The sequence below is a fragment of the Massilia aurea genome, from assembly GCF_024753205.1.
Classification (GTDB): Bacteria; Pseudomonadota; Gammaproteobacteria; order Burkholderiales; family Burkholderiaceae_D; genus Telluria; species Telluria aurea.
Genome location: NZ_JANUGZ010000002.1, coordinates 1,012,947 through 1,038,186, shown reverse-complemented (window position 1 = coordinate 1,038,186; position 25,240 = coordinate 1,012,947). Strand labels below are relative to the sequence as shown.

At 58.9% G+C, this 25,240-nt stretch carries 28 protein-coding genes and 1 tRNA gene; 21 read left to right on the top strand and 8 right to left on the bottom strand.

From position 1 onward, the window contains the following. Positions 1 to 154 precede the first annotated feature (154 nt). Together NX775_RS10165 and NX775_RS10160 are read left to right on the top strand one after the other, a co-directional pair. Positions 155 to 1,183 (top strand): TraB/GumN family protein, encoded by a 1,029-nt coding sequence (locus NX775_RS10165; RefSeq protein ID WP_258835885.1) that lies wholly within the window; start codon positions 155 to 157, stop codon positions 1,181 to 1,183. A gap of 93 nt (positions 1,184 to 1,276) precedes the next feature. Next, positions 1,277 to 1,350 (top strand) — tRNA-Gly (locus NX775_RS10160). Between the two features lie 69 nt (positions 1,351 to 1,419). On the opposite strand, the gene NX775_RS10155 is transcribed toward NX775_RS10160, so the two are convergent. Further along, the gene (locus NX775_RS10155; RefSeq protein WP_258836004.1) at positions 1,420 to 1,935 is read right to left on the bottom strand and encodes a tyrosine-type recombinase/integrase; all 516 of its coding nucleotides are present in this window, start codon (positions 1,933 to 1,935) and stop codon (positions 1,420 to 1,422) included. A 550-nt stretch (positions 1,936 to 2,485) separates the two neighbouring features. On the opposite strand from NX775_RS10155, the gene NX775_RS10150 reads away from it, so the two are divergent. Both NX775_RS10150 and NX775_RS10145 read left to right on the top strand, forming a co-directional pair. Continuing rightward, a complete protein-coding gene (locus NX775_RS10150; RefSeq protein WP_258835884.1) occupies positions 2,486 to 2,752 on the top strand; it encodes a DnaB-like helicase N-terminal domain-containing protein in 267 nt (88 codons plus the stop codon). Positions 2,753 to 2,947: 195 nt separating this feature from the next. Then, complete coding sequence (locus NX775_RS10145) at positions 2,948 to 3,577, top strand: tyrosine-type recombinase/integrase (protein WP_258835883.1); 630 nt, start codon at positions 2,948 to 2,950, stop codon at positions 3,575 to 3,577. Here the strand turns inward: NX775_RS10145 and NX775_RS10140 are convergent. Then, complete coding sequence (locus tag NX775_RS10140; protein WP_258835882.1) at positions 3,560 to 4,204, bottom strand: hypothetical protein; 645 nt, start codon at positions 4,202 to 4,204, stop codon at positions 3,560 to 3,562. The genes NX775_RS10145 and NX775_RS10140 overlap by 18 nt on opposite strands. A 680-nt stretch (positions 4,205 to 4,884) precedes the next feature. Between NX775_RS10140 and NX775_RS10135 the strand changes: the two genes are divergently transcribed. From NX775_RS10135 to NX775_RS10110, 6 genes are all read left to right on the top strand, one after another. Then, entirely contained in the window at positions 4,885 to 5,760 is an 876-nt protein-coding gene (locus NX775_RS10135; protein ID WP_258835881.1) for a hypothetical protein, read from the top strand. Positions 5,761 to 6,093: 333 nt separating this feature from the next. Then, the gene (locus tag NX775_RS10130; protein ID WP_258835880.1) at positions 6,094 to 6,456 is read left to right on the top strand and encodes a hypothetical protein; all 363 of its coding nucleotides are present in this window, start codon (positions 6,094 to 6,096) and stop codon (positions 6,454 to 6,456) included. A gap of 263 nt (positions 6,457 to 6,719) precedes the next feature. Further along, entirely contained in the window at positions 6,720 to 6,896 is a 177-nt protein-coding gene (locus tag NX775_RS10125; RefSeq protein ID WP_258835879.1) for a lysozyme family protein, read from the top strand. Positions 6,897 to 6,916: 20 nt separating this feature from the next. Beyond that, entirely contained in the window at positions 6,917 to 7,435 is a 519-nt protein-coding gene (locus NX775_RS10120) for a glycoside hydrolase family protein (RefSeq protein WP_258835878.1), read from the top strand. A gap of 258 nt (positions 7,436 to 7,693) precedes the next feature. Continuing rightward, positions 7,694 to 8,482: a HEPN domain-containing protein gene (locus tag NX775_RS10115; RefSeq protein WP_258835877.1), complete on the top strand. Its 789-nt coding sequence runs from the start codon at positions 7,694 to 7,696 to the stop codon at positions 8,480 to 8,482. A 133-nt stretch (positions 8,483 to 8,615) separates the two neighbouring features. Beyond that, complete coding sequence (locus NX775_RS10110; RefSeq protein ID WP_258835876.1) at positions 8,616 to 9,404, top strand: DNA adenine methylase; 789 nt, start codon at positions 8,616 to 8,618, stop codon at positions 9,402 to 9,404. On the opposite strand, the gene NX775_RS10105 is transcribed toward NX775_RS10110, so the two are convergent. After that, entirely contained in the window at positions 9,401 to 9,754 is a 354-nt protein-coding gene (locus tag NX775_RS10105; protein WP_258835875.1) for a hypothetical protein, read from the bottom strand. The two genes, NX775_RS10110 and NX775_RS10105, sit on opposite strands and share 4 nt — an antisense overlap. Positions 9,755 to 10,102: 348 nt before the next feature. Here NX775_RS10105 and NX775_RS10100 point away from each other — a divergent pair, with 348 nt between their 5' ends. The 3 genes from NX775_RS10100 (at position 10,103) to NX775_RS10090 (ending at position 13,404) form a co-directional block, all read left to right on the top strand. Then, the gene (locus NX775_RS10100; protein ID WP_258835874.1) at positions 10,103 to 10,999 is read left to right on the top strand and encodes a S1 family peptidase; all 897 of its coding nucleotides are present in this window, start codon (positions 10,103 to 10,105) and stop codon (positions 10,997 to 10,999) included. A 795-nt stretch (positions 11,000 to 11,794) separates the two neighbouring features. Further along, positions 11,795 to 12,724, top strand: coding sequence for an aldo/keto reductase (locus NX775_RS10095; RefSeq protein ID WP_258835873.1), 930 nt, complete (start codon positions 11,795 to 11,797; stop codon positions 12,722 to 12,724). After that, positions 12,721 to 13,404, top strand: a complete 684-nt coding sequence (locus tag NX775_RS10090; protein WP_258835872.1) for a DUF6064 family protein — start codon at positions 12,721 to 12,723, stop codon at positions 13,402 to 13,404. The genes NX775_RS10095 and NX775_RS10090 overlap by 4 nt, the downstream gene beginning before the upstream one ends. Here NX775_RS10090 and NX775_RS10085 read toward each other — a convergent pair. Beyond that, on the bottom strand, positions 13,376 to 14,491 hold the full coding sequence (locus NX775_RS10085; protein WP_258835871.1) for a succinylglutamate desuccinylase/aspartoacylase family protein: 1,116 nt from the start codon (positions 14,489 to 14,491) through the stop codon (positions 13,376 to 13,378). The genes NX775_RS10090 and NX775_RS10085 overlap by 29 nt on opposite strands. A 154-nt stretch (positions 14,492 to 14,645) precedes the next feature. On the opposite strand from NX775_RS10085, the gene trmB reads away from it, so the two are divergent. From trmB to NX775_RS10070, 3 genes are all read left to right on the top strand, one after another. After that, complete coding sequence (gene trmB / locus NX775_RS10080; RefSeq protein ID WP_258835870.1) at positions 14,646 to 15,326, top strand: tRNA (guanosine(46)-N7)-methyltransferase TrmB; 681 nt, start codon at positions 14,646 to 14,648, stop codon at positions 15,324 to 15,326. Between the two features lie 114 nt (positions 15,327 to 15,440). Next, the gene (locus NX775_RS10075) at positions 15,441 to 16,655 is read left to right on the top strand and encodes a sensor histidine kinase (RefSeq protein ID WP_258835869.1); all 1,215 of its coding nucleotides are present in this window, start codon (positions 15,441 to 15,443) and stop codon (positions 16,653 to 16,655) included. Next, on the top strand, positions 16,652 to 17,401 hold the full coding sequence (locus NX775_RS10070) for a LytR/AlgR family response regulator transcription factor (protein WP_258835868.1): 750 nt from the start codon (positions 16,652 to 16,654) through the stop codon (positions 17,399 to 17,401). The genes NX775_RS10075 and NX775_RS10070 overlap by 4 nt, the downstream gene beginning before the upstream one ends. Before the next feature lie 2 nt (positions 17,402 to 17,403). Here the strand turns inward: NX775_RS10070 and recQ are convergent, their stop codons facing one another. Beyond that, positions 17,404 to 19,260 (bottom strand): DNA helicase RecQ, encoded by a 1,857-nt coding sequence (recQ, locus tag NX775_RS10065; RefSeq protein WP_258835867.1) that lies wholly within the window; start codon positions 19,258 to 19,260, stop codon positions 17,404 to 17,406. Between the two features lie 58 nt (positions 19,261 to 19,318). Beyond that, positions 19,319 to 20,152 (bottom strand): undecaprenyl-diphosphate phosphatase, encoded by an 834-nt coding sequence (locus NX775_RS10060; RefSeq protein ID WP_258835866.1) that lies wholly within the window; start codon positions 20,150 to 20,152, stop codon positions 19,319 to 19,321. Between the two features lie 183 nt (positions 20,153 to 20,335). Here NX775_RS10060 and NX775_RS10055 point away from each other — a divergent pair, with 183 nt between their 5' ends. After that, positions 20,336 to 20,743, top strand: coding sequence for a hypothetical protein (locus tag NX775_RS10055; protein WP_258835865.1), 408 nt, complete (start codon positions 20,336 to 20,338; stop codon positions 20,741 to 20,743). A 10-nt stretch (positions 20,744 to 20,753) separates the two neighbouring features. On the opposite strand, the gene NX775_RS10050 is transcribed toward NX775_RS10055, so the two are convergent. Then, the gene (locus tag NX775_RS10050) at positions 20,754 to 21,038 is read right to left on the bottom strand and encodes a YkgJ family cysteine cluster protein (RefSeq protein WP_258835864.1); all 285 of its coding nucleotides are present in this window, start codon (positions 21,036 to 21,038) and stop codon (positions 20,754 to 20,756) included. A gap of 178 nt (positions 21,039 to 21,216) precedes the next feature. On the opposite strand from NX775_RS10050, the gene NX775_RS10045 reads away from it, so the two are divergent. From NX775_RS10045 to NX775_RS10030, 4 genes are all read left to right on the top strand, one after another. Further along, positions 21,217 to 21,867: a TetR/AcrR family transcriptional regulator gene (locus NX775_RS10045; RefSeq protein WP_258835863.1), complete on the top strand. Its 651-nt coding sequence runs from the start codon at positions 21,217 to 21,219 to the stop codon at positions 21,865 to 21,867. Positions 21,868 to 22,050: 183 nt separating this feature from the next. Then, positions 22,051 to 22,704 (top strand): protein-L-isoaspartate O-methyltransferase family protein, encoded by a 654-nt coding sequence (locus NX775_RS10040; protein ID WP_258835862.1) that lies wholly within the window; start codon positions 22,051 to 22,053, stop codon positions 22,702 to 22,704. A gap of 10 nt (positions 22,705 to 22,714) precedes the next feature. Then, the gene (locus tag NX775_RS10035) at positions 22,715 to 23,038 is read left to right on the top strand and encodes a rhodanese-like domain-containing protein (RefSeq protein WP_258835861.1); all 324 of its coding nucleotides are present in this window, start codon (positions 22,715 to 22,717) and stop codon (positions 23,036 to 23,038) included. A 39-nt stretch (positions 23,039 to 23,077) separates the two neighbouring features. Further along, a complete protein-coding gene (locus tag NX775_RS10030) occupies positions 23,078 to 24,436 on the top strand; it encodes a TolC family outer membrane protein (RefSeq protein WP_258835860.1) in 1,359 nt (452 codons plus the stop codon). Between the two features lie 59 nt (positions 24,437 to 24,495). On the opposite strand, the gene ribB is transcribed toward NX775_RS10030, so the two are convergent. Beyond that, positions 24,496 to 25,143 (bottom strand): 3,4-dihydroxy-2-butanone-4-phosphate synthase, encoded by a 648-nt coding sequence (gene ribB / locus NX775_RS10025; protein ID WP_258835859.1) that lies wholly within the window; start codon positions 25,141 to 25,143, stop codon positions 24,496 to 24,498. Between the last annotated feature and the right edge of the window lie 97 nt (positions 25,144 to 25,240).

The window sequence follows — 25,240 nt, the reverse complement described above, 5'->3', positions numbered from 1 at the left end:
CGTGACGCGTGCGGAGGCGGGCTTGCACCCCTCCCAAGCAATCCTTATTCGTACACTGCATCTTGCGTATGCATTCGAAAGTCCTTGTGATCGCCGCAGTGGCCGCCTCATAATCGGCGCACGCTTCTGGCCACTTTCACAACAGGATACCTTCATGCGCCCACTCGTCGTTCCCGCACTGTGCTTGTCGTTGCTGGCTGCCCCTGGATGGGCACAGTCGATTGACGGGGCCGGTGCCCCGCCTGCCGCGGTTGTCACCACGGACGCGATCGAACCTGCGCCGGAACAGATTCACGTCGTCGCCCAGCGCCCTGGCCCTGGCATGTGGAAGGTAAAGAAGGGCGATCATGTGCTGTGGGTGTTTGGCACCTATGCGCCGCTGCCGAAGAACATAACATGGCGTTCGCAGCAGGTGGAAAACGTCATCAAGCATTCGCAGGAGTACCTGTCACCACCAGGCGCCACAGCCAAGCCGGGCTTTTTCAAAATGGTCACGCTGTTGCCAAGCCTGATCGGCATGCGCAAGAATCCGGATGGCGCGCAGCTGCGTGATGTTCTGCCGCAGGAAGATTACGCGCAGTGGAGCACGCTCAAGGCAACCTACCTCCCGGAGAACAGCGATGTCGAACGCGAGCGGCCGATCTTTGCCGCGCAGGCGTTGACGGAAGCGGCGCGCAAGGAGGCGGGCCTGGTCAACGGCTATGCGGTGCGCAAGCAGCTGCTCGCCCTGATCAAGAAGAGTGAGCTGAAACAGACGTCGACGGAGGTTGAACTACCGACGGACAATGCGCGCGCGTTGATTAAGAACTTCAAGAAGTCGAACCTGGCTGACGCTGCCTGCCTGAGGACAACGATGGCCACACTGAAGCAGGATCTCGATGGCGCAACAGCGCGCGCCAATGCCTGGGCCAAGGGCGACGTGGATGAGATGCGCAAGCTGAACTACGCCGAACGCGAGGAAGCGTGTTTCGGCGCGCTGATGAACAGCGCCGCGCTCGATACGGAGCCTGAATGGAAGAACGTGAAGGCGCGTGCGAATGCGAAGTGGATCGCATCGGCCGAGAAGGCGCTGGATACCAATGCTTCGACGTTTGCGCTATTGTCGATAGACGATATTTTCGATCCGAAAGGCGTGATCGCGGCGCTGGCGGCGAAGGGGTATGAGGTCGAGTCGCCCGAGTGATGTGATGCTGCGCGCATGGCTAACAAGCAGCATGCGCGCACTTCGGTTGAGAATTTGTCAAACCTTCGCAAACGCGCGTAGAATGCTGGCAACGCGGGTGTAGCTCAATGGTAGAGCAGAAGCTTCCCAAGCTTACGACGAGGGTTCGATTCCCTTCACCCGCTCCAATGAAAAACGGCGAAAAATCTATCTTCGCCGCTCCACAAAAATCAGACCGTTCCACAAAAAAACCTACTTCACTTCGTAAGGGCGACTATCTTGCCCCGCCTCAGGTCGTGTCGGCGAGTCGTCTGGACATTTTCGTGCCCTAGTAAATTGCTCGCTGCCTGATCGCCCAGGTCGTCCGCCGTGTCATCGGCCGCCTTCGCGCGCAGGTCGTAGAACCACATCTGTTTGATCTCTTCCGCCAGGTCTGGCACGGCAACGGCCGCCGCCGTTCGCGCCTTGTCGAACTGCGCGCGTAGCGCAGGCGCAGTCAGTCGCTTTCCATTTAGATTGACCAGTAATGCGGCAGTTTTTACCTTGCACCCTGCCTTGCGAGCTTTGATGCGATCGAGTAGCGTGGCCAGCTGTCCGATGATCTTGATGCGCGGCGGCTGTTTCGTTTTCTCCTGGGTCACGATTAAGTGTCCATCAATGATGTCATGCTCGGTCATCTTGAGTGCATCTGCAGGTCGCTGGCCGGTAAGATACGCAAGATCCATGGCATCGCGGAGGGGGACGCTCGCGCTTGCCCATACTGCTTCGAAGATCGCATCGGTAATCTAGACCGTGCGCTTTCCAAGCGAGTGCCCTTGAATCCCTTCGCACGGATTCGGCAGATCGGTATAGCCCCGCCCCCTGGCCTACCTAAGCTAGCACCAAAGCCTCCCTTTGGTGGGCGGCAGGGTGACGGCCCTCCATCTACATCTTCATTTACATTAAAATAACTTCCCCCAAACCTCCTGACGGGGGCCTCGATTCGACCGAGAGAAAGCCTGGAGCGATCGCGCTGCAAACCTTCCTCGATGTTTGCGCCGAGAAGGGTGACCGGCCACTGCGCGACTATGCGCCGCTGTGGCGCTATGCCGAGGAGGCCGGGCTGCCGCAGGACCTCACGGCACTGGCCTGGGTCGAGTTCCGTCGCCGGTTCCCGCCCGGCGGCACGGGTGCCACCAAGTGCTACAAGGACTGGCGGGCAGCGTTCCGTAAGTATGTCGAAGGCAACTACCTGCGCCCGTGGGCGATTGACGTCAATGGCCAGTACGTCCTAACTACGCAAGGCAAGGCAGCGCAAAAAATCCACGAATCGAGAGAGCCAGCATGAGCAACGAAATTAAACCGCTACCGGACAACCTCGACGCTGAACAAAGCGTCATCGGCGCGCTGCTGCGCGACAACGAAGCAGTCGATCGGCTCGGCGATCTCCGCGCCGAACACTTTTTTCTGTCCGACCACGCCGTAATCTTCGGTGAGCTGATGCGCAACTTGGCCGCCGGCCGCAGCTGCGACGTGATCTCGCTGGGCGACGCGCTGCGCGCCAAGCTGGGCGACTGTTTGCCGTACCTGAACTCGATGGCATGTACGTAGTGCACAGGCCGGTTGCCAGCGCGGCCCATATTCGCAGCGTGGATACGTTCCGGCGCCTGAACATGTATGATCTCGGCCCCAAGGCCATCCACAGCACCACCACCACCGACGTCGAACTGGCACGCAACCGGCACCTACAGGACCACAAGCCGGCCAGCGCAAACCACTTGGCTACGTATCCTGAAGCTACTGACCATGTGGGCGGTCAAGCGAGGCACATTGGCGGCGGCGCCATGGCGCGTGCCGATGCTCAAGGTGCAGAAGCGCCCGCGCGCTATTTTGCAGCTCAACGTGGCACGCACTTGGTTCGACGCGATCGACGAGGCCGCCAAGCGCAAGCCAGTGGTAGCCACCGCCGTGCGCTTGATGTTTGGTTTGGGCCTACGCGAAAGCGAATGCGCCTCGGCCCGGTGGGAGTGGGTCGACTGGCAGCGTGCAACCTACACGCCTGGAATCACGAAGGGTAGGGGAGCCGAACCGGTGCCAATGCCGGACTGGCTGGTCGAACACCTTCAGCCGCTGCGTCAGGCCCAAGGCTTGATGGTGACTAGAGAGGACGGGAAGGAATTTCAATCCGGCTTCGCGCGCCAGGTGATGCGCCTGGCGAACACCTCTTGCTCGCTCAAAGGAATTACGCCATACCGTCTGCGTGGCACCTTTGCCACGTTGCTTTCCGAGGCAGGCGTGCCAGTCCAGACTATGCAGAGAGTCATGCGATACAAGAGTCATGCTACTACAATGGGTTACCTCGAAAAAAACCTCGATCTCGCCCTACAAGCCCAGGAGAAAATTGGCGAGCTTTCTGGGCTAATGAGCGGGGCATAAGCTGTCAAACTGCGCTCGTAATTCAGGGATGAATGTATGGCTATCAGGATACTGTGAATAGAGACTTCGGCGACTCTCCAAGACCGTGTCGAAATGCGAGATCAAGTCTTCATTTTCGCCGGGCCCTGCCTTGATTTTTGAACGGATGTCAGCAGCGGTTTCGCATGCTTTCTTACCATAGAACGCAAGCCGCTCTTCGTCGAGAGCATACGCATCATCAAGTCCAGCCCATAGCTGGGATTGCATGTTGACCCAAGAGTTGCACTGGTCGAAGCGGCTCTGTAGAGACTTTATCTTCGCCACAAATGGGATTGGAAGTGACACCCAATCTGGCTCAGGCGCAAAGTCAAGAACGAATCGTGAAAAGTTTTCGAATGCGGCCATGTCATGGTCATCATAGTACCGGCGCAATGCCTCGCTTACATCGTAGATGCGCCCGTTACACTGACGTGCGAACTCCTCCATCTGCAGAGCCAACGAAAGATACACGTGATCGATCTTTTGGGCTTCTTTGCGCCGATCCAAGTATCGGGCGATAACGCTCCATGTGACGTTGACGCCAGCGCTCACTACAGCGCTGGATAATATGAGTGTAAGCGCGCTAACTGGTTCAGTTGGGATAGCCATTTATAGCATCGTGGGGAGTCGAAGGGACATTTTACGGTGCATTTGACGGTTAGTGTGGCGTGAAAATGGCGCGTAACGTCAAATGAAGCCCGGAAATCCAGGGTTTCCGGATGATAAAGAGTTATCGGGAATGACTCAGCCGGGCGGCCGCTCGCTGGGACAGCAAGTATGCATTGATCTGATAGGGGACCGGCGGGTGTGCCAAGTTTGAGTATCGTAAGATGTCGGAAAAGTCATATTGTCAAACAACTTTTTGACTAGATCAATGAGTCATCGAGCCTCAGCGGGTGCGACGTAAATTTTCTCGATGACATCATGCAAGTTGACCGGAATGATCTTCCCCTTCAGATCTGCATGCTGTCGCCGAATAAAATTATTATTCGAACGCAGTAGGTCTCTCACCACCACACGCCGGTCCCGCTCGTGAACCAACGATTTATGATTGTAGATGTGGGGAATAAAACACAACAGGCTTCAAAGAATTTCATATCAAATACAAGACTTTATGACTAGAGAAATCGCTGTTCGATATCGCCATTGGCAAATCTGATGTCTTGGTGCCACAGGCAAAGAGAATGCTTATAGCGCGAACGCATAGGATGTTGTAATATACCAAATAATTTCCAAATTGCAACATTAAATGTTGCTTTAAGTTAAACCATACCATTGCACAGGAACATATGGATCCGTCACAGCCTGAATTCGAAAAAGAACACAATTCCCTCCAAATTCACTTTTTCTACACGGTAGTGATCCTTGTTGGAATAATTTTGATTCTAGCAACTAGGAACTGGACTTCTCTACCAGGCTTTACAGAATATCTAAGCGTGGCTGCGACAATTACTTCTCTTGTTCTTGGCGTACTGGCTATTATCTATTCCTTTGTTTCCAGCAACTCGATGAATGGTTCGCTAGGGTCAATTCAAGCGTCAGCTCAAGATATCAGCAATATAGGAACGTCTTTGCGCACGGTAGTTGCTGGAGGCCAAACGCTGCAAGATCGTGCAGAAAAGAGAAACGAGGAATTGCATTTGCTGATTGGTGAGCTTCGTGCGACGATTGAAACAGTTTCGAATAAAACTTCCGAGATTGCAGGTCGGCTCGACACCTTCCCAAGCCAGTTCGGTGAACTCCGCGACGAAGTGCGTAAACGAGCACCGGTTGAGCGAGTGTTAAACGGTTCTGAAGAGCTTCGGACTATGTGGAATGCAGAAAAAATTAAGACGTTTTTGGCGAAATCAAGTCTTCTCGCACTAGTCGCGATGAAAGCGTTATCTGATGCAAAACAAAATAAATCATATTGTGACTTAAAAATCTTATTTGAAAAAAGCTTAAATTTCCAATATGTTTACGGAACGCTAATTTGCGCACAAAGTGCCGGTATTTTAAAGTATGAGTTTCCAGATGATAAGGTGCTCATGTTTGGCAAAGCTCGTTTAAGCAACCCTTCTGAGGAATTACGATTAGCTATCGAAAATGAGTTCTCTAGAAGATTAACTAGAGGGGCAGAAAAATACGTTGATCAAATAGAAAAGAGTTTGATTATTGAAGTCTGATGACTCCTGTGGAGTTCGTGACTGTTGATCAAATCGGTCAAATTCTCTTAATGGCGAAGTCCATATAGTGTCTGATTTTTGGGTTTTCTCAGGCGCTTTTTGAGCAATGCAAATCAGTTAGACAAGCCATTGCCGTTGCCGTTGCCGTTGCAAGCAATGTATCAAAGTCGTCGCAACTATGTTGCATGTCAATTTTTTTGTTTTGTTAGTAGGAAATTTTCTGTCTGAACGTGGAGAATAGCTGTGTGTGTAATCACAGGAGAGCTTGATGTCGGACGTCGCTACACTTAGAATCTCACCGGTTCAGCTCTTCGCCGTGTCCGCCGTAGCGAGGTGGCCAAGTCAGTTTTCAACAAACTGGACCCTTATGCATTACTGTTGGCCTGCTGGGTCGACTTCATGCGCGCCGATGATCGCGACCTGGGTGCCGCCGGCATGAAGCTGACGGGTGAGGGCGTCTACGAGCGTGACGTGCACGAACGCCAGCGCGCCGCCGACCTGACGGTAGGCGAGGCAGTGAACGCGATGGTCGATAGTCTGGCGATGCGCGACCGCTGGGCTATCTACAAAAGCCAGGGAATCGCCTTGGCTTGGCGATTTCCGAATACGCGGTACGAGGACGTGCTGATGGCTGCCCGTAACGAACTTGAAAAGAAGTTGCGCAACAATCTTGCAACACGGCTGTATTGGACGTAAACTCTGCGCACTGGATGTCTCTGCACGCCCAAAGAAAGCCCGAACCGTTAAACGTTCGGGCTTTTTGCATTAGCGGTCTACTTAGCAGATAGCTCTGAGGCTTTCCGTCTTGCCCACGTAAGGGCCCCGATCATCACGGGCGCAGCTGCCCAGCCGCGGGTGAGAGCCCCGCCGTCCGCTCCCGTGTCTCCGGTCCTGCGCCAGTAGGATCTTCGCCGCCCCTCGCACCCATGCGCCGGGCGGCTTTTCTATTAGGTGCCCAAGTGCAGACAGTCCGATGCGCGGCCTGGGGCAAGACGTACACGCCCGCCCAGTGCCGCGCTCAGCTCGATCGTGACCTCGAGCGGCACGCCGCCGGCACCGCCATGTGCATCCCGCTCGCGCGCCTGACCAATGGCCAGAAGGTGGCTTCGTCGATATCGCCTACAACGTCGGTGTGAGTGGCTTCTGCGGATCGAGCATGGCGCGGCGCACGAACGCGGGCGACATGGTCGGCGCCTGCAATGCTCTGCTGATGTGGAACAAGGTCGGCGGCAAGGAAGTGCGTGGCCTCACGCGCCGGCGCCAGGCCGAGCGCGGAGCTGTGCTTGAAGGGGTTGCCATGATCCCGGCCCAATACCGCGCGCTGGCGGCCGGCCTGGGCCTGCTGCTGGCTATGGCTTTGGCAGGCGCTGCTGGCTGGTTCACGAACGGCTGGCGGCACGACGCCGAGATCGCCGAGTTGCAGCGCGCGCACGCGGAAACCATGCGCAGCCAGTCGGAACTGGCGCTGACCACGCTGCAGGCCGACGCCGCGCGCATCACCACGGCGGCCACCGAGTTCGCCGCCATTCAATCCACCCTGGCGCCGCGCATGTCGGCGCTCACCAAGGAGCTGCGCAATGCACCGAAACTTCCTGCTGGCTGTGTGCCTGACCCTGTCCGCGTGCGCAACCTCGACGCCGCAATCGAAGCCGCCAACAAAAGCATTTCTCGATAGCGCGCTGGCCGCGCTGTGCCCGGTCGTTGAACGCCCAGCTGCGGCGGACTATGATGTATGGCAGGAATGGGCCAACGAGTTGTTACAGCAATATGCGGAATGCGCAGCACGTCATGCTAAGACCGTCCAGGCGTGGCCGCATTGACTGTCCGCTATCGCAGGCGCCCATACAAGTTTCAAGACTTCCGTCTGGCACTCGCGAAATGGAACCATGCATCGTGCTACTCTAAGCATCTATCATCGATAATGGTAATTGTCATGGAGAAAGACGATCGGGAGCCGACTGAGCACGCAAAAATAAATCATTTTGCGATCCGTTGCTTTAGGGACACCGGAGACTTGGATTACGTAGCCGCGAGGGTGTTAATGAAGTCACACCTATCGGGTCCATTTCTGTGGTCTGCATCCCAGGCTGTGGAAAAATACTTAAAGTGCATTCTTATTCTTCATCGTATAAATACTAAAGATATAAGTCATAACTTAACAAAAGCTTTGGGACGGATAAGAGAGTTGCTTCCTTTTCGAATCGAATTGGAAGAGGGCGAACAGAAATTATTCAATCATTTGGCCCAGTGGAATGGCGACCGATACCTTCTTACCTCATTCACTATTGATAGTTTTGAGCTGCTTCAGCTTGATTCCCTTGTTTGGAAACTGCGTCAGTACTGCGTTCCATTAAACAAACGGCACTATTCTGAAGAGCCCAGCGATGATGTACTTCGGGAGCGCGTTCGAGAAGTTGAAGATATCATCAAAGGTAAAAGTAGAATTCGAGGTCAATTAAAAGGGGCGGTTTTGGAAAGCATTTTGCTAAAAAAGGATCATGCGTCTCATGATGCGTTGACATGGCAAAACATGTTTTACAGTCGTACTGAGAGAAAAACTACCCGATATCGTTCCTGGAGTTATGCTGTCAATGCCCCCCTATTTCTGCAACCAGAACTAGGAGATAAAATCTGTAAGTGGATGAAGATCCATGATACAGCGCTCGATGCTGCACGAGAGTTGGCGGTCAGACGAGCCGCCAAAAAGCGCAGCGTCCGCTAGGGGGTAAGCCTGATAGTCAGGAGCAGTCAAAGTTATAGTTTTTCTCGGCAATATCGCATTCAGAGGGAAAAATTTTCATAGCGAACACCCTATACTGTATATCCGCACAGTATTAATGGGAGTTCGTAGAAGAATGGCAAATCCAATCATCCCTTGGCTCGGTGGTAAAAGACGCCTAGCCGATCACATATTTCCTCAGTTCCCTGCTCACGATTGCTACGTAGAAGTGTTTGCCGGCGGCGCCGCTCTCTACTTTCTCCGGCCACCTGCAAAAGTCGAGGTCATCAACGACATCAACGGCGAGCTTGTACGCCTGTACCGGGTCGTGCAACACCACCTGGAAGAATTCGTGCGCCACTTTAAATGGGCATTGGCCAGTCGCGAGGTGTTCAAGTGGCACCAAGAGACGTCGCCTGACACGCTGACCTACATTCAGCGTGCAGTGCGTTTTTTCTATTTGCAGCAGCACGCTTTTGGCGGCAAGGTGGAAGGGCAGTCCTGGGGCACAGCTACAACCGCGCCGCCCATCAACCTCCTTCGGATCGAAGAAAATTTGTCGGCCGCACACCTTCGGCTATCCGGCGCCTATATCGAAAACATGGACTGGGCCAAGCTGATGGATCGCTACGGCCGACCCCATACGCTGTTCTACCTGGATCCACCTTACTGGGAGACAGCGGGCTACGGCGTTGACTTCGGTTTGGAGGAATACGAGACGATGGCCTCGATGATGAGGCACTTAAAGGGTAAAGCCATTGTCAGTTTGAACGATCATCCGGACATCCGCCGAATCTTTGCAGACTTTCAGATGGATACGGTCCCGATCACCTACACGGTAGGAGGGGGGGGCCGTGGCGCTGAGCGAAATGAAGTCATCATTTACAGCTGGGATCGTGCTGCTGAACCTGCCGGCTTATTTTAGAGCTCGGCTGCGGCCTGGGTGATGGCGTGGCGGACGTCGGCCCGCGCATCACGAGTGGCGATTGCGGAGCACGCACGCCCGCTTACTGTGTTTTTCAGTGGTTCGATGCGCAAGCCAAGGTCTACTGCCAGATCCAGCGCATCACCGCTGAACACCAGAGGATTCCAGCTGTGCAGGACTGAGCCGTCATCGAAGTGTAGGTTGACGTAGCCTTCGCCATCAATCACCTCAACGCGCACGGCGCCGATGGCGCGCGCCGCCCGCTCCAGTAGCGCTAGATCAGCCGCCGGAATGTCAACCCGCAGAGCCGCGGGCAGTTCGTCCAATTCGTCGTAAATCTCGTTCCTCATAGCTACCCCCTCTGCTGTGACGATACTACCGCATCGGTTTTGACCTCCAAAATCGTTCCGCAACCATGCCGAAAAACCAATGTAAACATTGGCTTAGACACGTCGAAATTGCTCCATCTGCGGAAACGATTTCGCGCCAAGAGTTTGATTTTTAAGGCATAGGCGGGAGTCTTGAAAACTGCTCATGCCTTGCGTGGAGGAGCAATAAAATCGGATGCGAGACAGGAGAGTTCGACACAAAAAAATTTGACAGGAAAGGCTAGGACGAACATGCTCTGTCGAACTTCCGCTATCACTCATAAGCGGTTGTTGGGTGTAGCTACGATATTCTATGGAGATCAATAAAAAATGGGTACTAAAAAAACACATCCGAAAAAAAACGCAAACTCTAGCGTCCATAAAAACAATCCGCTAATGAAAATCAATCTCCCTACCCGCATTCCACACGATAATCTCGCATATTCAGCTCTAATCGTAATTAATGAGGGAAAATCAATTGGCTCAGGATTTCGCTTGAAGATCGATGGGGAAAACTATCTTATAACAGCAAAACATGTTCTCTACAATCGCCATGGGCAACTCTATGGAGAAAATTTGATTTTGACATTTTATAGTAGTGACAAAAATTCTACGTTACCTTGGATTTTTAACATTGATTTGAATGATTCTATAATTCTATGCAGCGAGAAGCACGATGTGGCGGCAATTTTAATTGGAAAAAATATTGCCACAGAAGGGTTTGATCATAGTACTCCACTCAAGTATCTGCAAGATGAATTTAAAAGGCCGACTAAACTGATTCCGGAGCCATACGTTAAGCGTTTGCAAGAAGGAAATGGCTCCGTGGTATCCGCGGATGTGGAAGCATTAGGAAAATTAGACTCAGTCTTATTGGCAAGCGATGTTTACGTGATGGGGTATCCTACATCGCTTGGCATGCGAAACAGCAGTTTCTATGACTTCAAAAAACCATTGATTCGCAAAGGAATTGTTGCAGGCATCTATCTCGAAAACTCTACTTTCGTGATTGATTCTTTTGTTTTTCCAGGAAATAGTGGAGGGCCAGTTGTTGAACATTGCGAGGACGGATTTTTCAGGGTTGTCGGGGTTGTTTCAAAATACATTCCATATGAAACAAAATGGCATAGTAATCGGGATGATGTAGTCAATACCGATGTGGCAAATTCTGGATATACCGTCTGTGTAGCGATGGACGAAGTTCTAACAATTCTTAAAAAATCTTAGCCATCTCGCAAATTGGCAATATAAAGCATTTAGATATTGTATATGAGAGTGCGCTAATGGGAGAAAGCGGCCGTTTAAGGCGGGGGAATCAGCAAATTGCGTCCAACTTTATTTTTGCAATCCTGAGATTTGTGAAGCTTCGACGTGCGTTGTGTCAAACCTTATTTGCATGCCCAGCATGTCGGAATCGTTCGCCTCACAGCAGGCTTGTGTCGAACTCGATTGTTTGCACATATCTTGCTAAAGCCTCTTAAAAACTGCTCCACAAACTTTACGAGCACCGCATGGATGCTGGCCTGTAGAGGGATGAATTGGTGATTTTTGTAGAGCGGTTTTAGGTCGCAAACCCGCATGGTTAAGCCGTTCCTTGGTCAGCTTCCCAAGCTTACGACGAGGGTTCGATTCCCTTCACCCGCTCCAATCATGACCTGACGCGAACGCCTGGGTTCAAGATTTCCCCGAATCGACAGGCACATCTCCGCTACGTATCGGCTTCACCAGCTCCCACTCATTATCGGACAATGGACGCGCGTCAGGGTCATCCATCGCTGCGGCTGTAATTTCCGCATCTTCTTCCGGTGTTGGAACCATCGTTCCAGATCTTAAATTCGGCATGGCATTGACTTACTGGACATTTGCTGCGGCTGAACTGGATGCGGCATGTGCTTGTCGGATTACGGCGATGATGTAGTGTGGACGATGCCTGACCCAGCATCTCACCGTGTAGCGCTGCGCCACGTTCAGTCGCGCCGATGTAGCCTTGTATGTCACCCGTCCAAGCAAGGAGCGCTCTGCATGCCACCGACCTCCCCATCACGCCGTCATCTGCTGGCGTCCATGATTGCCGCGTCGAGCGGACTGGCCCTGTCGCCGCTGCTGGCTGCTGCGCCACCCGCGCCCTTGCTCACACGCCCGATCCCCTCGACCGGCGAACAACTCCCGCTCATCGGCCTTGGCAGCTGGATCAGCTTCAACGTCGGGCGCGACCCACAAGGTCGCCGTGAATCGGTCGATGTGATGCGCCAGTTCTTCGCCGGAGGCGGCAGGCTGGTCGATTCGTCGCCCATGTACGGCTCGGCCCAGGACGTGATCGGCGAGGCCGTGCAAACCCTCAAGCCTGCCCGGTTATTTGCGGCCGACAAGGTCTGGGTCAGTGGCGGCGCGCGTGGCGTGGCGCAAGTGGAGGCGTCGCGCAAGCTGTGGCGCGTGCCGCGCTTCGATCTGCTGCAGGTGCATAACCTGCTGTCATGGGAAGAGCATTTGCCAATCCTGCTGGCGATGAAGCGGGAAGGGCGGCTGCGCTACGTCGGCATCACCACGTCCGAAGGCCGGCGGCATGCCGAGATCGAGAAAATCATGGCGTCGCAGCCGATCGACTTCGTGCAGATCTCGTACAACGCACTCGATCGCGACGTCGAGCAGCGCATCCTGCCGCTGGCGCGCGAGCGCAAGATCGGCGTGATCGTCAACCGGCCGTTTCGCCAGGGCGACCTGACGCAGGCGCTGGCCGGCAAGCCGTTGCCGGGGTGGGCGGCCGATATCGGCTGCACGACGTGGGCGCAGGCGCTGCTCAAGTTTATCGTGTCGCATCCGGCCGTCACGTGCGCGATTCCGGCCACGTCCAGCGTCGCACACGTGCGCGAGAATCTGCTGGCCGGCACCGGTCGCATGCCGGACGAGGCGCTGCGCAAGCGCATCGCGCAGGATGTCGAAAGGCTGGCATGAGCGAGTGGTGGACGTATTCGCTGTCCGATTTTTTGATGTTCTCAAGCCGCAGCTACTTCCGGCTCATCGAGAGCTACAACGCCGCGATCTGGCCTGCACATCTGCTGGCGCTGGTGGCGGGCGTCATCGTGCTCGGCGCCATTGCGCGGCCACGCCAGCACCTGCAACGATCAGCGGCGCTGGTGCTCGCTGCAGCCTGGGGCTGGGTGGCATGGGCGTATCACTTGGAGCGCTACGCCGAGATCAACACGGCGGCGCCGTATTTTGCTGCGGCGTTTGCCGTGCAGGCGCTGCTATTGTGCTGGCGCGCATACAGGCCAGGTAACGCAGCGCCAGTACCTCAACCTCTAGCACTCGGACTGTCTGGCCTGGCCATCCTCGCCTATCCCTTGCTGGCGCTGGCTCGCGATGGTGGCCAATGGCGTCAAGCAGAAGTCTTCGGCATCGTCCCCGATCCCACAGTTGTCGCCACGCTGGGCGTGCTGCTCGCATGGCGTGCGCCCGCGATCTTCTGGCTGATCCCGGTAAGCTGGTGCTTGGTCAGCGGCGCGACACTGATGGAGCTGAAGATCGGCCACTCATGGCTGCTGCCGGCGCTCGCGTTGGCAGCCGCAGTTGCCCAAGTCATCAACAGAAAAGAGCCGCGCTACCTCAACTCGACAGCAAATCCCCGATCCTGAACGAGTCCGTCCCGGCCACTTTGCACACGTGCATACCGCGCAGCAGATGCCGGTGCGCCGTGCAGGCAAACAGCAACCCCGGCCGGCTCGCCGCCACTGGCGTGACCTGCCCGCTGACCGGGTTGACGATGTCCGCAATCGGCTCGCCCGCTTCGACCCGGTCCCCCAGCGCCTTGCGCAGCACCAGCACGCCCGCATGTGGCGCGGTCAGCGGCTCTACCGCGTCGAGCGGTGTCGGCGCGCAGGCGTAGGCGGGCATGTCGCCAACCGGGATATCCAGTACGCCCTGGTGCGCCAGGTAGCGCAGCAGCGCGTCGGCATCCTTGCGCGCGTAGTCGTAATTGACGTCGTTCTCACCCCGCAGTTCGACCGTGACGGCCACGCAGGCCGGCGGAATCGTGGCATCGGGATAGTGGCGCGCCAGATCCCACCACAGACGCCCGCACGCTTCGTCGAACGGTTCGCCGCCCGATTCCGTCGCCACCAACAGCACGCGCGCTTCCATCAGCGCGGCCAGCGGCAGCACTGCCTCGACCAGCGGCGTGCCCGCGTACATGTGCAGCACCGCCTCGGTGTCGCAGTGCAGATCGAGCATGATGTCGGCGTCGATCGCCATCGTGAGCAGCGTTTTTTTGAGCACGGCGGTCGCGTTGCCAGGCTCCCAGCTTGCCACCGAGCGCCGTGCATGCTCGCGGATCAGCGCGACGTTGGCGGCGGCGTCCTGCCCGAGCTGGCCATCGACTGCCGCCATCACATCCTGCGCCACGTGGCGGTAGGCGCGATTGAAGTTGGTGCCGGTCGCCAGGTCGTAGCGGCCGAACGGCGCGCCGTGGATCACCTGCGCCAGCCCGATCGGATTGGCCACCGGTACCAGGATCACCTCGCCCTTGATGCGGACTTCGGCGTCGAGGCGCTCGAGTTCCTGGCGCAGCACGTGTGCGACCAGCATGGCCGGCACTTCGTCCGCGTGCAGCGAGGCCTGGATATAGACCTTCTTGCCGCTGCCCGGCGCGCCATAGTGGAACGAGGTCAGGTTGACGGCGGCGATATGCTCGTCGATGGCGATCGGGTGTTTCGTGGAATGCATGGACAAACTCCGGCAAGCTGGGTGAAGACGCGATTATGGCCGATCCGGGCGGCGCGGCGCGTCGGCTATAATGACAGCCGCATTTTCCTCTTCACTTTCTTCGTCCCCACATCCCATGTCTCTTGATAAGCCCAACAATGGCCCGGCGCGGTCCATGCTGTACGATCCCACCGAACACCGCATCCGCAGTTTTGTCACGCGCGCGGGCCGGCTGTCGACCGCGCAGGCGCGGGCCTTCGATGAACTGGGGCCGAAGTTCCTGATCGGGTACAAGAAAGAACCACTCGACGTGGCGCAGGCCTTCGGCCGCACCGCGCCGGTGATCTTGGAAATCGGCTTCGGCATGGGCGACACCACTGCCCACATCGCCAAGCTGATGCCGGAGAAAGACTTCATCGGCGTCGAAGTGCACACGCCGGGCGTCGGCAGCCTGCTCAAGCAGATCGGCGAGCAGGACATCGCCAACCTGCGCCTGATCCAGCACGATGTATTCGAGGTGCTGAATCACATGATCGCGGATGGCTCGCTCGACGGCGTGCACGTGTTCTTCCCCGACCCGTGGCACAAGGCGCGCCACAACAAGCGCCGCCTGATCCAGCCGGCGTTCGTCAAGCTGCTGTGCCAGAAGCTGGCCCCGGGCGGCTACCTGCACCTGGCGACCGACTGGGAAGACTACGCAGTGCAGATGCTCGAAGTATTGAGCGCCGAGCCCGAACTGACCAATACCGCCGACGGCTACGCACCGCAGCCGGCTTATCGTCCGCTGACCAAGTTCGAGAACCGCGGCATCAAGCTCGGTCACGGCGTCTGGGATCTGGTCTTCACGCGCAAGTAAAGAAGTCGTCGTTCGCACCATTCCCTTCGTCGTTCGTCACGCGCCGCTGTCCACGGCAGCGGTTCTTCCCCAGACTGGTCTCGTTGCTATACATTGACGAGAACGGAGGAAGCCATGTGGGGACGCGTCGCGAACTGGTGGACAGAGTGGGAACAGGAGCTGCTGGCGGTGTTGAAGACGCCTGGCCTGGCTGACCAGGCCCCAGCCGGATGGCGGCGCGCCATGGCGTGCAAGGCTGCAAAGCTGTCGCACATCGAGCGCCAGGAGATGTATCGCATCTCGGTAACCTACCGTGGCTGGGCGCTGGTACGCCTCCTTGCCAAGCTGTGTCTGGTCTTTTCGATATTCGGCGCGCTGGTCAAGATGGCCTTCGTGCCGAAGCTGTCGATGCTGGGAGCTGTCGTGGCAGCCAATGCCGTTGGCCTGGGTGTGCTGACCGCCCTGGTCGGGATCTGGTTCAACCATGAAAAGTATTCGCAGCGCGGGGGCAAGCTGCTTGCCAACGCCATCGTCCTGGGGATGCTGGGTGGCTTGTTCGGCTCGTTAATCGTCGTGATCCTCAGGGGCGACTCCTGGACACGCCTGCTGGAGACGGCGCCGAAAGTGCTGATGGTGACCGGTTTCGGCGTCCTGGTGCTGGTGGCGTTGCCCGGCTTCGTGCTGGCGACGGTGCGCAATCGTCACTATGCGCTGCTCGCCTTGAAGCTCGAGCAGGACGCCGAACAGGCGCGCCTAGCACGCGAGCTGAGCGAGACCCAACTGCGCCTGCTGCGCGCCCAGATCGAACCGCACTTCCTGTTCAACACCCTCGGCGCCGTGCAGCAACTGGCCGAGCAAGGCGCGCCGCGCGCCGCCGAACTCACGGCGCACCTGATCGATTTTCTGCGCGCCAGCATGAGCGACATGCGCTGCGAGCAGGTGAGCCTCGCCACCGAATTCGGTCTGGTCGAATCGTACCTGGCCGTGATGCAGATCCGGATGGGTGAGCGCCTGCGGTTCCGGATCGATCTGCCCACCAGCCTGGCCGCCACCCAGGTTCCCAGCATGCTGGTACTGACCGTGGCCGAGAACGCGATCAAGCACGGCATCGAGCCATCGCTGCGTGGCGGCGACATCACCATCACCGCGCAGGAAGACGCCGACCGGATCCGCATCGCGGTGCACGACAGCGGCGTGGGCATGAGCGACACGCCCGGCAATGGCACGGGCCTGGAGAATGTGCGCAGCCGCCTGCGCCTGGCCTATGGCGAGAGCGCCAGCCTGGCGCTGAGCGAAGCCGAACCGGGCCTGCTGGCCGAACTCCTCATCCCCCGCAAGGACGCGCAATGACAGTCACAATCCTGGTCGCCGAAGACGAACCGCTGATGCGCGAGCGCCTGCTCGGCATGCTGGCGCTGGCCTGGCCCGACGCGCAGGTGATCGCGGCGGTCGACAACGGCCTCGATGCCTGGGACGCCTATCTGGAGCATGCGCCGCGCGTGGTGTTCCTCGACATCCGCATGCCCGGCCTGTCGGGCCTGGAGGTAGCCGAGCGCATCGGCCGCCAGGCACACGTGGTGTTCGTCACCGCCTACGACCAGTACGCAGTCGATGCGTTCGACGCCGGTGCGGTGGATTATCTGCTCAAGCCCATCCAGCCGGGCCGCCTGGATAAAGCGCTGGCGCGGCTGCGCGAAAAACTCGACAGCCAGCCGATGGATGTGAGCGCAGTCGTCCGGCAAGTAAAAGCGGCGTCGCCCGCGCCAGCGCGCGAACAACTGAAATGGCTGAAAGCCAGCGTGGGCAAGCAGATCCGCCTGATCGACGTCGAGGAAGTGCTGTTCTTCCAGGCCGATACCAAGTACACGCGCGTGGTGCTGGAAGGGTCGGAGGCGCTGGTGCGCATTCCGTTGAAGGATTTATTGGGCGGGCTCGATGCCGACCGCTTCTGGCAGATCCATCGCGGCACGGTCGTGAAGGTGACGGCGATCCGCGCCGCCGAGCGCATCGACGCGGAACGCATGCAGGTGCTGCTGCGCGGCAGCAGCGAAGTGCTGCCCGTCAGCCGCAGCTTCACGCACCTGTTTCGCGAATAGCGCTACAGCATCTCGTTGATGATCGCGACGATCGCGTCGCCATACGACACGAGCTTTTTCTCGCCCACGCCGGTCACGCCGCGCAGCTGGTCGATCGAGGTCGGCTTGACCTTGGCGATCTCGCGCAGCGTCGCATCCTGGAACACGACGTACGCCGGCACGCCGTGCTCGCGCGCGGTGCCCATGCGCCACGAGCGCAGGCGCTCGAAGATGCCTTGTTCGGAGCGCGACAGCTCCACTTCCTCGAACGTCGAGCGTGACGTGGAAGGGCGCTTGGCCTTGACTGGTTTCTGGTACTGGCGCAGCTGCACGGTCTGCTCGCCCTTGAGCACCGGCCGCGCGGCGTCGGTCAGCTTGAGCGAGCTGAATGCATCGTGGTCGACCGTGACGAGGCCCAGCGCGATCGCCTGGCGCAGGATGGCGCGCCATTCTTGCTCGCTGCGGTCGGCGCCGACGCCGTACACGGTGAGCTTGTCATGGTGCCACTGGGTGATGCGTTCGGTGGTCGCGCCGCGCAGCACGTCGATCACGTGGCCGCCGGCAAAGCGCTGGTCGACCCGGTAGATGGTGGACAGCAGCTTTTGCACCGGCACCGAACCGTCGAAGCTCACCGGCGGGATCAGGCAGGTGTCGCAGTTGCCGCACGGGCCGGAGCGTTCGCCGAAGTAGTCGAGCAGGCGCATGCGGCGGCACGACAGGGTTTCGCACAGGCCGAGCATGGCGTCGAGCTTCATCGACAGCACGCGCTTGAAGGTTTCGTCGGCCTCGGATTCGTCGATCATCCGGCGCTGCAGCACCACGTCCTGCAGGCCGTAGGCCATCCAGGCGCTGGCGGGGCCGCCGTCACGGCCGGCGCGGCCGGTTTCCTGGTAATAGCCCTCGATGCTCTTGGGCAGATCGAGGTGGCACACGAAGCGCACGTCGGGTTTGTCGATGCCCATGCCGAAGGCGATGGTGGCGACCATGACGATGTTTTCTTCACGCAGGAAGCGTGCCTGGTTCTTGGCGCGCACCGCGTATTCCATGCCGGCGTGGTAGGCCATGGCGCGGATGCCGTTTTCGTTGAGGAAGTCGGCGGTTTCTTCGACCTTCTTGCGCGACAGGCAGTAGACGATGCCCGAGTCGCCCGAATGCTCGCCGGCGATGAAGTCGAGCAGCTGCTTGCGGCCGTTGGCTTTCTCGACGATCGAGTAGCGGATGTTGGGGCGGTCGAACGACGAAACGAACTGGCGCGCTTCGCCCAGTTGCAGGCGCAGCGCGATCTCGGCGCGCGTTTGCTGGTCGGCTGTCGCCGTGAGCGCGATGCGCGGCACGTTCGGGAAGCGCTCGTGCAGGATCGACAAGCGGATGTACTCGGGGCGGAAGTCGTGGCCCCATTGCGAGACGCAGTGTGCTTCGTCGATCGCGAACAACGAGATCTTGGATGCATCGAACAGCTCGAGGCAGCGCTGCGTCATCAGGCGCTCGGGCGCCACGTAGACCAGGTCGATTTCGCCAGTGCGCACGAGGCGCTCGATGCGCATCGCTTCTTCGAACGTCTGGGTCGAATTGAGGAACGCAGCGCGCACGCCAACTTCTTCGAGCGCATCGACCTGATCTTGCATCAGTGCGATCAGCGGCGAGATGACCACGCCGACGCCGTCGCGCAGCAGCGCGGGAATCTGGTAGCACAGCGACTTGCCGCCGCCCGTGGGCATCAGGACCAGCGCGTCGCCGCCACTGGCCACGTGCTCGACGATCTCGCCCTGCTGGCCGCGGAAGGCGGGGTAGCCGAAGACGGTCTCGAGCACGTGAAGGGCACGCGCGCTGAGGTCGGCGCCAGTGTCGGTGCCCGTGTCGACGCCGGTGTCTGAATTCATACGATCAATGTCGGACAAAGTGTTCAAGCTGTGTGTTGTACCGGCTGATGCTGCAGGTTTAGTCCGCCCAGGTAAGCAGGTCGAATTGGGCGGTCACGAGGATCAGGATACCGAATACGATACGGTACCAGGCAAAGATCGTGAAGTCGTGCGTGCTGATGTAACGCAGGAGCCAGCGCACGCACAGGAATGCGGAAATAAACGCTGAGAAAAAGCCCAGGCTAAACAGCGGCACATCGGCCATCGAGAGCAGGTCGCGCTCCTTGGCGATCGAATAGACCGTGGCGCCGAGCATCGTCGGCATGGCCAGGAAGAACGAGAATTCGGTGGCCGCCTTGCGCGACAGACCAAACAGCATGCCGCCGATGATCGTCGAGCCCGAACGGCTGGTGCCGGGGATCAGCGCGAACGCTTGCGCGAAGCCGACCTTGAGCGCATCGAGCATGCTCATGTCGTCGACCGTTTCGACCCGCGCCGGCTTGGGGTTCTGGCGGTTGCGGTGCTCGACCCACAGAATGACGATACCGCCGAGCACCAGGGCGACGGCCACGGGAATCGGGTGGAACAGCACTTCGGTAATGGCCGCGCTGAACAGCACGCCAGCAATGGCGGCGGGGAAGAATGCGATCACGACATTGCGCGCAAAGCGCTGCTGGACGGGATCGGCGCCCAGTCCGGCGAATACCTTTGCGATGCGATCACGGTATTCCCAGACCACGGCCAGCATGGCGCCGGCCTGGATGACAATCTTGAAAACGGTTGCCTTGGTGCCCGTGAAATCGAGCAGGCTGCCCATCAGGATCAGGTGGCCGGTCGACGAAATCGGAAGGAATTCAGTGAAACCCTCGACCAGGCCCATGATGATTGCCTTAATGGCGAGAACGATATCCATGGTGTTTTTGTGCTGTGGAAGTGAACTGTGGGAGGTACATGCGAGGGGGCAGAGCTTACCATGAGCGGGGCGGCTGCCGTTGGGCTAACTGAACCGTACGAGCTGCTGCGGATGGCATCGGGGCCGTTTTAATCTCGCTGTAAAGATGTGTCATGCGCAAAAACGCGTGCTACACTCAAGCCCATGAGTCTTATTCTTGTCCTCATTCTTGCTGCGCTGGCCTGGGTAGCATTTCATGATTGGCAGTTGCCCAATGCCTTGCGCTACCGGCCTTTCCAGGGTCGGGCATGGCGTAGTTCTTTCCCTTCCGCATCCCGCAAGGACATCCGCGATTTCCTCGCCGTGTTCGGCTCAGCCTGTGCCTTTGGCGACTGCGACCGCTTGCATCTGCGCCCTGACGATCCGGTGCTCAATGTCGTGCGCGCTGCCAAGCCAACGCGCTGGATGCCCGACGCCACCGACATCGAACCGCTGGCGCGCGCACTGCGCGAACGCTATGGTGTCTTGCTGGCTGACATCTGGCACGATGGCCTGACGCTCGGCGGCCTGTTCCAGCGCGTGCAACAGGCACGCGGCAAGCCAGCGGTCTAAGCCACCGTATTCACACGGGCCCGGGCGCCGTCAGCCGTTCCAGCTCACCCAACCAGACCATCGCCTGCGTTCGCGTATCGCCACACATCTCGTGTGACGGTTGCAGTCCGCCGCAAAAGGCTGGCCGCTCGGGCTGCCCAAAGATGCGGCAGCGCTCGTCCTCTCCCAATTGCACGCAACGTACGCCTGCCGGCTTGCCATTAGGCATGCCAGGAATCGGGCTGGTGATCGACGGAGCGGTGCAACAGGCGCCGCATTGCGGCCGGCACTGGAAGGGGGCAGAAGTGGACAGCATGGCGTTTGAAAAGTGGCAGACCGCAAGTATACATCGGACCGCGACGCCTGCATCAGATGATGGGTTCGTACTTTTTGTGGCAAAAAACAACCTATTTTTAGTCCGGCAGTGGTCGCTTGACGGCAACAACATGACAGGTCTATATTGGTTGTTCCTTAGATAATTTCTGAGTGGGAAAATGGACTGCCAAACAGACAGCAAGCCACGCTGGGAACGTCGCAAGGAAGCGCGGCCGCAGGAGTTGCTCTCGGCTGCCGTCGAGCTGTTCGTCGAGCGCGGCTTTGCCTCCACCCGCCTGGAAGACGTGGCCAAACGCGCCGGTGTGTCCAAGGGCACCTTGTATCTGTATTACACCAACAAAGAAGATCTGTTCAAGGCCGTCGTGCGCCAGAGTATCGTGCCGATGCTGGGGCAGGCCGAAATCTCGGTGGCCGAATTCGAAGGCCACAGCGCCGACCTGCTGCGCAGCGTGATCCTGTCGTGGTGGCATCGGGTGGGTGCGACCAAGGCGTCCGGCATCAGCAAGCTGATCTTTGCGGAAGCCGATAATTTCCCCGAGCTGGCCCGCTTTTATCAAACCGAAGTCATGAGCCGCGGCATGCGCATGATCTCCAGCATGCTCGAGCGTGGTGTACAGCGCGGCGAGTTTCGCGCGATCGATATTCCCCAGACCACCCAGGTCCTGATCGCGCCAATGCTGATGCTCTCCACCTGGAAACACACCATCGCCCCGTGCGAGCGCTGCGACCTGCATCCCGAAGCCTTCCTCGACGCCTTTCTCGACATCACCCTCAATGGCCTCGTGCCGGCTGGCCGACCGGCCCGCTGAACGCTCGTTCACGCCAGGGACGGTTTTCTGGCGTTCATCCCCTCCAAACTGCAGACTGTCGCAATTTTCCTCTGGGGAAGGCGTGCGTGGATAAGATGTGCCTCGAGATACCTATTCAGGTAGGTTCCAGCACCGTTCACGGATTAGAATATCGGATTGTTTATTTTTCCACCGAGAACTGAAATGAATATCGAACAAGCCCGCTTCAATATGATCGAACAGCAGATCCGTCCTTGGAATGTGCTGGACCAGGACATCCTCGACCTGCTGCACGTGGTCAAGCGTGAACAATTCGTGCCACAGGCCTACCAGAACCTGGCATTTGCCGACACCGAAATCCCGCTGCCGGGCGGCGAAGCCATGCTCAATCCGAAGGTCGAAGCGCGCATGGCGCAAGAGGCTGGCGTCAAGCAGGGCGACAACGTGCTGCAGATCGGCACCGGTTCGGGCTACCTGGCAGCGCTGCTGGCAAGCAAGGCGCGTCATGTGACGAGCGTTGAAATCCTGCCGGAAACCGCTGCCCAGGCCAAGCAGAACCTGGACGCTGCCGGCATCACCAATGTCGCGGTCGAAGTGGGCAATGGCGCCCAGGGCTGGGCCACCGGCACCGACTACGACGTGATCGTCGTCTCGGGCGCGCTGCCGCTGCTGCCGGAGTCGCTGATCAAGCAACTGAAAATCGGTGGCCGCATGATCGCGATCGTCGGTGCGGCGCCGGCCATGACGTGCCAGCTGATCACCCGCACCTCGGCCACCGCGCATGAGGCAGTCACCGTATTCGAAACCGTCGCCAAGCCGCTGACGGGCGCAACGAAGCCGTCCGGTTTCACGTTCTGAGGACGCCGTGATGCAACAGATTACTGCTCCCGAACTGGCCGCCTTGCTGGCCGATCCCGCGCGCGAGCAGCCGTTGCTGCTCGACGTGCGTGAAAACTGGGAATTCGAGACGTGCCGGATTGCCGGCTCGACCCAGATTCCGATGAACCTGATTCCGGTGCGCGTGACCGAGATCGACGACGACCGCGAGGTCGTCTGCATCTGCCATCACGGGGCGCGCAGCATGCAGGTTGCTGCCTTCCTCGAGCGCAATGGTTTTGACAATGTAACCAACTTGACGGGCGGGATACACGCCTGGGCTGTGCAAGTCGATCCGTCGATGCCGACGTATTGACCTGATTCCAAAAACTTGATGACCCCTGTGGAGATAGCAATGCAGAAACCCCTTATCGCCGTGCTGCTTGCGAGCGCGTGCTTCTCGCTCAACGCCGGTGCTGCCGACCTGATCCAGGTTTATCAGCAGGCACTGGCCAATGACGCGACGTACGCGAGTGCGCGTGCTTCGCTGTCGGCGAGCCGCGAGCGCATCATCCAGGGGCGTGCAGGGCTACTCCCGACCGTTGGCATCAGCGGTGCACTCAGCAAGAACGACAGTGATTTCGATCCATGGAATGTCGGGCAGCTCGGCACCTTGCCGAACGGCCAGCCGGGCATCGTCGGCAGCAGCGGCTCGAACCTGCGCACCAACGAATACACGCTGGCGCTGCAGCAGCCGCTGTATCGCTGGGATCGCTGGGAAACGTATCAGCAGAGCAAGCTGCAGCAAGCCATTGGCGAAGCCCAGTTTGCCCAGGCCCAGCAAGACCTGATCACGCGCGTGGCGCAGGCCTACTTCGACGTGCTGGCAGCGCAGGACAAGCTGGAATCGACCCGCGCCCAGAAGGACGCCACCACCGAGCAACTGGCATCGGCCAAGCGCAACTTTGAAGTCGGCACCCAGACCATCACCGACACGCACGAGGCGCAAGCCGCGTACGACCTGGTGCTGGCGCAGGAGTTCGCCGCCGTCAATGACCTGGACAACAAGCGCAACGCGCTGCAGGCCATCATCGGCACCGCGCCGGGCAACCTGGCGGCGCTCAAGCCGGGTACCACGCTGGCGGTGCCGCAGCCGGCCACGGTCGATCCGTGGGTGTCGTCGGCCGAGAACCAGAACTATGGCGTGACGGTCAGCCAGCTCCAGGTGGAAATCGCCACGCGCGATATCTCGCGCAACCGCGCCGGGCACATGCCGACGCTCGACCTCGTGGCCAGCTCGACGCGCCGCGACATCAACGGCCGCACCGGCAGCTCGGGCGACACCAAGAACAATGCGATCGGCCTGCAATGGAGCGTGCCGATCTTCAGCGGCTACGCGGTCACCAGCCGCGTGCGTGAATCGATCGCGCTGGAAGACCGCGCCCGCAACGAGCTGGAAGCAACGCGCCGCAATGCCGCGCTGCAGGCGCGTCAGTCGTTCCTCGGCGTGAACAGCGGCCTGGCGCAAGTGAAAGCACTGGAAGCGGCGGAAGTGTCGAGCCAGTCGGCGCTCGAATCGAACAAGCTCGGCTACCAGGTGGGCGTGCGGATCAATATCGACGTGCTCAATGCACAGCGCCAGCTATACCAGACCCGCACCGACCTGTCGCGTGCGCGCTATGACGTGATCGTCAATGGCTTGCGCCTGAAAGCGGCGGCAGGTTCGCTGCGCGAGACCGACCTGACGCCGGTGAACAGTTTGCTGGTAGAGTAATTTTCTGCTGCATCACGCAAGCCCGGTCGACCATGCAAGTGGCGACCGGGTTTTTTGTTTTACAGTGCCCGCGCCTTGCGCCACTGAATCAGTTCAGCAATCGTCAGGATCGGAAAATCGCGCTCCGCGGCGAATTGCTCGATCTGCTCGCCGCGCATCATCGTGCCGTCGGGGTTCATCAATTCGCACAGCACAGCCGCCGGTTGCAGACCGGCCAGCCGGGCCAGGTCGACCGAACCTTCGGTGTGTCCGGCGCGGGCCAGCACGCCGCCGGGTGTGGCGCGCAGCGGGAACACGTGGCCCGGGCGCACGACGTCGTCCGGCCGGGCGTCATGCGCGATGGCGGCCCGGATCGTGGTCACGCGGTCGGCGGCCGAGACACCCGTGGTCACGCCATGGCGCGCCTCGATCGAGACCGTGAACGGCGTGCCGTAACGGCTGCCGTTGTCCGGCGCCATCGGCGGCAGTTCGAGTGCGCGCACCTTGTCATCAGGCAGGCACAGGCAAACGATGCCGCTGCATTCGCGGATCATCAGGGCCATGGTGTCGCTGGTGATGTGTTCGGCGGCGACGATCAGGTCGGCCTCGTTCTCGCGATCGAAATCGTCGAGCAGGATGACCGGAATGCCGGCGCGCATGGCGTCCAGCGCCGCGGCGATGCGGCCTTCCAGGTCGTGACTGAAAAGGGTATGGGTAGAAACCAGCATGTGAAACGCTCCTCGCAAAGTGGGCGAAAAACGCATCAGGGCAAAGCGCAGCCGCACGCCCGTCTGCCCCCACGCAAGGCAGGGCAGGCTGGGCGCG